The 6699-nt window shown below is 38.2% G+C and carries 4 protein-coding genes; all 4 read left to right on the top strand.

Going from position 1 to position 6699, the window contains the following annotated elements; all coding sequences use genetic code 11:
• Positions 1-78 precede the first annotated feature (78 nt).
• The 4 genes from ON15_RS06565 to ON15_RS06550 all read left to right on the top strand — a co-directional run bounded on the left by ON15_RS06565 (position 79) and on the right by ON15_RS06550 (position 6683).
• Positions 79-1239, top strand: coding sequence for a PucR family transcriptional regulator (locus tag ON15_RS06565; protein WP_010580695.1), 1161 nt, complete (start codon positions 79-81; stop codon positions 1237-1239).
• A gap of 479 nt (positions 1240-1718) precedes the next feature.
• The gene (locus ON15_RS06560; protein WP_010580694.1) at positions 1719-3701 is read left to right on the top strand and encodes an ABC transporter ATP-binding protein/permease; all 1983 of its coding nucleotides are present in this window, start codon (positions 1719-1721) and stop codon (positions 3699-3701) included.
• 148 nt (positions 3702-3849) lie between these two features.
• Positions 3850-5094, top strand: a complete 1245-nt coding sequence (locus ON15_RS06555) for a dicarboxylate/amino acid:cation symporter (protein ID WP_010580693.1) — start codon at positions 3850-3852, stop codon at positions 5092-5094.
• Between the two features lie 323 nt (positions 5095-5417).
• Positions 5418-6683, top strand: a complete 1266-nt coding sequence (locus ON15_RS06550; RefSeq protein ID WP_010580692.1) for a phosphotransferase enzyme family protein — start codon at positions 5418-5420, stop codon at positions 6681-6683.
• The last annotated feature ends 16 nt before the right edge of the window (positions 6684-6699 follow it).

Raw genomic sequence — 6699 nt, 5'->3', positions numbered from 1 at the left:
CTTATTCCTCCTCGAATTTGACTAAATTAAACTAAATCATATAATGTGATATTAAATGACATAAAAGCAGGTGAGATAGTGGCTATTAAATTAAGAACGGTTTATTATGCAACTAAAGAAAAATATGAAATGAAATTACTTACCGGTAATTCTGGCCTGGATCGACTATTCAGTTGGGTACATATTCTGGAAAATATTGATACCATGGATTATCTGCATGGAAATGAAATTGTGATCACAACTGGAATTGGAAAAGATTCTGATCAATGGTTGGAAGAATATGTTAAAAAGGTTGTCAATTCTAGTGCAACAGCCTTAATAATCAACACTGGAAAATTTATTAATCAAATTCCTCCAGATTTAATCAAGTACTGTCAAACTAAAAACTTTCCCTTGTTTACTGTCCCTTGGAGAATACATTTAATTGATATTATCCGAGATTACTGTAACCGCATCTTTTTGAGTGAACAATTTGCCTTTAGTCTGACTGAAAGTATTAAAAATGCCATTTTTCATCCTGAAAAACCAGCGCAATTTGAATCTCAATTAGAAAGGAATAGTTTTGACTTAAACAGCAATTACGCGATAATCGCGATTCAAGGCCAAAATTTTGCAATTCAAAAAAGCAGTACCCAGTTTCATGAACAGTTGCAATTAAGTATTGAAATTCAACTCAATGCTTATGGGTTTGTAAATTGTATCTTTGAAATTGAAGATGCAATAATGATTGTTGTCAATGATCCATTTCAATTGAAGGATTTTGCTAAATCACTGGATAAAGCATTGAGCAATAAGTTTCCGAGCAAGTTATTTGAAATCAGTGTCAGCGATGAAGTTTCATCCATAAAAAAATTGCAACAAGCCTATAAGCAAGTCAAATATGTGATGGATCGAATTCAAAAACACAGTGCTAACTCACTTTGCTTTTTTGAAGACAATGGCATTAATGAACTTATCTTGGCAGTTAATGATTTTGAGATTTTACAGAAAAGCGCGCAACGAATTTTAGAACCAATTCTTCTATATGATCGAGATAATGGAACGGATTATACTTCGCTGTTAAAACTTTATTTACAAGAAAATGGTAGTATTAAGGCAATCTCAGCGAAAACTTTTACTCATCGAAATACCATCAATTACCGAATAAAAAAGATAAAAGAAATTCTGTCATTAAATCTTGAAGTCAATCGTGATCGTTTTAAATTAATGCTGGCCTTTTATATTTTAGATAGTCTTTAAATGCCTCCTTTAAATTAATTGAAGAAAGCATATCACAGTTATTTAAGCTGAAATATGTTTTACAGCATAAATATTAACTAGCAGTTTAGTGCTTGAGCACCAAACTGCTTTCTATTTGTTAGTTTTAAAGCTGTTTTTCTTAGCAAAGTTAAAATAAACGGTTACAACCAAAGAATATTAATTTACTATAATGTATTAAATTTCATTTTGCGGTTTAAAAAAGGCGTGAAACAATTGTATTTATTTGAAATATAAACTTAAAAAACAGACTGTTTTAAGCAATGCAAGCTGGCAGGTAAGATTTGCTTGTTTTTAAAAGAAAGGTTAGTTTTTTTCTTTGATGCCAGCAGTATTTAAAAATATCCTTCAATTATGTAAACTACATGTTTTTCCTGTTCGACTATGTTACGATTAACTCAATATAATTAAGAATTTTAAGCAGCAATTTTACTAAGCAGATAGAAGCAAGGAGAAAAAAGATGGCATTTTTAGAATTAAAGAATATCCACAAATCCTACTATCTTGGAAATGAAGAAATCCCAGTCATTAAGGGCATTAGCTTAAGTTTTGAAAAGGGTGAATTTGTTTCGATCTTGGGTGAATCAGGCGGTGGCAAGTCGACTTTGATGAATATCATTGGCGGATTAGATCGAGAGTTTTCTGGTGAGTTAACAATAGCTGGTAAAAAACTGGATCATGGTAAAGAAAAACAAGTTGATGATTATCGGCGCTCGATGATTGGTTATATTTATCAATCATATAATTTGATTAGTCATTTGACAGTTTTGGAAAATGTTTTGATTTCATTGGAGATGACAACGCTCTCTCATCAACAAAAAGTTGAACGAGCTAAAAAGCTGCTTTTGCAAGTTGGTTTGGCGGATCAGCTGAAAAAACATCCTAATCAGCTTTCTGGCGGACAAAAACAGCGGGTGGCGATTGCCCGGGCTTTAGCCAGCGATCCAGCAATTATTTTAGCTGATGAACCGACTGGGGCGTTGGACTCTAAAAATACGCAAGAAGTTTTGGAGATCTTAAAACAAATTGCTGCCGATGGCCGGTTAGTGATCGCAGTGACTCATTCACAGGAAGTGGCTGATCATGGGACTAGAGTCGTCCATTTAGCTGATGGTTTAATTGATTCAGACCGGCGCTTGCGGCCAGCTTATCCTTTACCTGATAATGCAACTCGAATCGCGGCTAAAGTCTTATCCGCGACGGCTAGTTACAAAAATGCTTTTAAACATTTGATGTATCATTTTCAGCAAAACTCGCTGATTGTTTTAGGAACGGCGATTGGAATCTTTGCAGTTCTCCTCTTTTCGGGCTTAGGCAATGGAATCAATAATTATATTCAAGATCAAATCAATTCATTGGCCAATCCACAAGTTATGACGGTCATGAATAATCCGCAGGGCAAGCATTTATCCCAATCTAAATCGCAAATGGCTATTCAAAATTTTAGTCAGGAACCAACAAGTTATTTTCTTTCAGCCAAAAAGATTGCTAAAATCAAGCAGGTCAAACATATCAAGCAAGTCGAAAAGGGCTATCAGCTGGGAAATTATACCGTGAATTATCAAAATAAAAAAGCCGCTGGCAGTACCTTGCAGACCTATACGGCAGCCTATACTGACCATGTCTTGAAAAAAGGCAGTTGGCCGAAAAAAGGCGAACTGGTTTTGGATGCTTCAATTGGTCAGCAGCTATTTGGCAAGCTGGCAACGACCAAAATGATCGGCAAGCAGGTTACCGTTGCTTATAATTGGATAAATGCCAATAATCAGCCAGTTCAAGCCACTGCTAAATTCAAAATTTCTGGGATCATTAATGGGAAAAGCGCCGGGGCAATGGTCCTAACTAATTTTCAAACAACTAAAGCTGGCTTGCAGCAGGCAGGAGCGGTTGCTGATCCTAACTTTTTGAGCGTTGGTGTTGATCAATTGGATAATGTGGAAACAGCTGCCAAGCAGCTGCGACAAATCAAATCAAATCAGAAGTATGACTTTTTAGTAATTACGATTGGCAGTCTCTTAAAAACTGTTAATCGCTATGTTAACCTAGCATCAACAGTTTTAGCGACGATCGCTGGGATTTCTCTGCTGGTATCGGCGTTGATGATCATCGTGACGATGTATATGTCAGTTGCTGAGCGAACTAAGGAAATTGGAATTTTGCGAGCTTTGGGTGAAAGGCGCAAAGATATTCGGCGCTTATTTACTTCTGAGTCAGTCCTTTTGGGATTATTCTCAGCGGTAGTTGGTTTAGTGATTGCTTGGACCGTTGGAACGATTTTAAATCATGCACTTTATGGCCTAATCAAGTTTGATATTGTTCAAATGAATTTCAGCAATGTGATCTTTGCCTTTGCCGCAGCTTTGTTGATTTCATTTATTGCCGCACTCTTACCTGCTCGCAAGGCTTCCCGGTTAAATCCGATCGATGCATTAGCAAACGAATAATCAAGCAAGCAGATTTATCAGCTGAAGAAAATCAATTCTTCAGTTGATTTTTTTTATCGTCAAAGCAGGCGGGTTAATCGTCTTAACGCCAGCTTCAACATATCCAGTGAATGATGGTATAATTTGATTTATGAAAAGAGGTTGGGTTATGAGTAGATTTTGGAGAAATTATCGAGGGACGATTTTATTGTTTCTAGGTTTGATTTTAGGCGGCTTAGCGGGAGTGATCTGGGGAAAACAAGTTGAAGTTGTTAAACCGTTTGGTGATTTGTTTTTAAACTTAATGTATATGGTCTTGATTCCACTAGTTTTCTTTAGTATTTCAGCGGCAATTGCCTCAATGACGGAAATGAAGCGTTTGGGGAAGATTCTGATCACGGCCTTGATCGTTTTTGTTGTGACAGCACTTATTTCGGCGGTGATCGGTTATTTAGCCGTCTTGCTTTTTCATCCAATCAATAATGTTGATATGGCAAGCTTGAAACATTTGATGGGCAATGTCAAAGGAGCAACTGGCAGTCATACGTCTGGCCTTGAGCAACTAGTCAATACTTTTACGGTTGATGACTTTAGCAAGATTTTGTCGAAAAATCATATGCTGCCGTTGATTGTGGTGGCAATTTTTACCGGAATTGCTACTTCGACTTCTGGTTCAGCTGCGCGACCTTTTGCGAAGGTTTTGATTGCTGGCAATGTGGTTACTATGAAGATTGTTAAATATATTATGTATTATGCACCGATTGGCTTGGGCTGCTTTTTTGCAACTGTAATTGGCAACCTGGGCTCAGAAATGATCTCAACTTACGTCCGAACATGGCTGGTCTATCTAGTTTATGCCGCCTTTTATTTTGTAGTAGTCATGAGTTGCTATGCGCTGATAGCGGGTGGGAAACCGGCCCTTAAAGCTTTTTGGCGTAATATTGGCGTGCCGGCCATCACTGCTATTGCTACCAGTTCTTCGGCAGCAACGATCCCAGCCAATCTAGCATATACGAAAAAAATGGGTGTCAGTTCGGATATTGCTGATACGGTCGTTCCATTAGGTGCCAATGTGCATAAAGACGGGTCAGTCGTAGGTGGCGTCTTGAAGACAACTTTCTTATTTGTCCTCTTTAACCGGAGCATTACTTCACTGCAAAATGCGTTGCTGATCATTGGTGTCGGCTTTTTAGTCGGAATGGTCATGAGTGCCATTCCCGGTGGCGGTTTTGTGGCTGAGGCGGTAATCATTACCATCTTCGGCTTTCCAATGTCGGCGCTGCCATTAATCCTAATCATCAGTGAGATCATTGATATTCCAGCAACGTTAATTAATTCTTCAAGTAATACGACGGCTAGTATGCTGGTTACGCGGGTAGTTGAAGGCAAAAACTGGTTAGACAAAGTCAAGTGATTAAAATCAAAATTGAAAACTAAAGCGTATAATTTTTAAGGGCATTGATCAATTAGATCGTGTCCTTTTTTTGTAGTCAGCATGAAAAACTAACAAATGTATTCGGCATGGCTGATAAAATTGCGACCTGCAATCGATCTAAGCCAATCAAGGTTGTGTACCACTGCTTGCTCCTGTTTAAATCAACCTACAAGCTTCATGTTATAAAAGTTCACATTGTACAACCCCGAGGGAGAAAAAGTTGCTAAATTGCTCTATTTAAATCATTAGCCGCTGCGTATGATAAATGTAATTAAGACAGAAAATACTTCAGGGGTGATCAAATGGGGCAATTAAATGCAACTTCGCAAAGCAAATTCAACTTGCTAAGCTTTTCAGAAAAACTGAACCACCTGCAACAAGTTGCTGAAAAAGCCAAGCTGCTCTGGGGTTATCCAGCAGATGCCAAAGTTAAGTTGTTAAACTTTACAGAAAATGCAACTTTCAGTTTACAAGCTGCTGGGCGACCCAAAGTAATTTTACGAGTACATCGGCTTGAATATGCGACTTTCAATAATATTCGAACTGAATTGACGTGGATCTTAAATCTAAAGCAACAGACTAAGTTATCTTTGGCACTGCCGCAAAAATCGCAAAATGGTCATTACATTGAAGCAATTGAAACACCAAGCTTGGCAGAGAAAAGATATGTTGTCTGTTTTGAATATGTAGCTGGCAGTGCACCGGTTGATTCTAGTGATACAAATGAGGATCTTGAACCAATTGTTAAAACTTGTAAGCAGATTCCAAACTGGCTTACGTTTCCGTTATTCAGACTAGCAGCCGGGCTGGAAATTAAATTCGGCAAATATGAAAAGAGTGAGCTAACGGTTGAAGATCGCCAGTTGTATCAAAAAATTGGCAAAATTGCCGCCACTTTGCATTTAGCAGCGCAAAGATGGCCGCAACCCGCGTTTTATGAACGGATGGAATGGAACTTTTCTGGGACGTTTGGCCGCAACAATAATTTTTATGGTGCTTCTTATCACACCGGTCATTGGTTGCATAGCAATGAAATTAGAATCTTAGATCGGTGCGTTGAATTAATGCGCAAGAGATTGATGATTTATGGGAACGGGCCCGATCGCTATGGAATGATTCATAGTGATTTGCGGACAGCCAATTTGTTGAAAAATGGTCAAAAAATCACTGTTTTGGATTTTGATGATTGCGGGCAAGGCTGGTTCATGTATGATTTGGCAAGCGCGGTAGCTTTAATGGAGCATCGGTCCGATATTGAAGAAATTATTACTGAGCTGCTTGATGGTTATCAACAAGTCAGGACAATTACTCAGCAGGATCAAGATGAGCTTTGGACTTTTATTATGATGCGCAGAATAGGCTTGTTACAAAGCTTGATTTATCGCATGGGGATGGTGGTTGAAGGCAGCGGTGAAACGGTCGAATTAACTCCCGATGTTTTGGAATTTTTTGCAAAAGGAACGGTTGTTTTAGCTAATCGCTATTTGAAACGCTATTCATTGATGCCAGCGGCTAAACAGGCGTTACCAACTCAAAAAGAAAGAAAAACGAAAGTTCCTGGTCTCTAAAAAAAAGGAGTAAGTG

The organism is Liquorilactobacillus vini DSM 20605, assembly GCF_000255495.1.
GTDB classification, from domain to species: Bacteria; Bacillota; Bacilli; order Lactobacillales; family Lactobacillaceae; genus Liquorilactobacillus; species Liquorilactobacillus vini.
Note: the sequence above shows the minus strand (reverse complement) of the source record. Positions and strands in the feature narration are given on the sequence as shown.

Coding starts and splice junctions, on each gene's coding strand:
- ON15_RS06560 (WP_010580694.1), top strand. CDS start 1,719: ATGGCATTTTTAGAATTAAAGAATATCCACAAATCCTACTATCTTGGA.
- ON15_RS06555 (WP_010580693.1), top strand. CDS start 3,850: ATGAGTAGATTTTGGAGAAATTATCGAGGGACGATTTTATTGTTTCTA.
- ON15_RS06550 (WP_010580692.1), top strand. CDS start 5,418: ATGGGGCAATTAAATGCAACTTCGCAAAGCAAATTCAACTTGCTAAGC.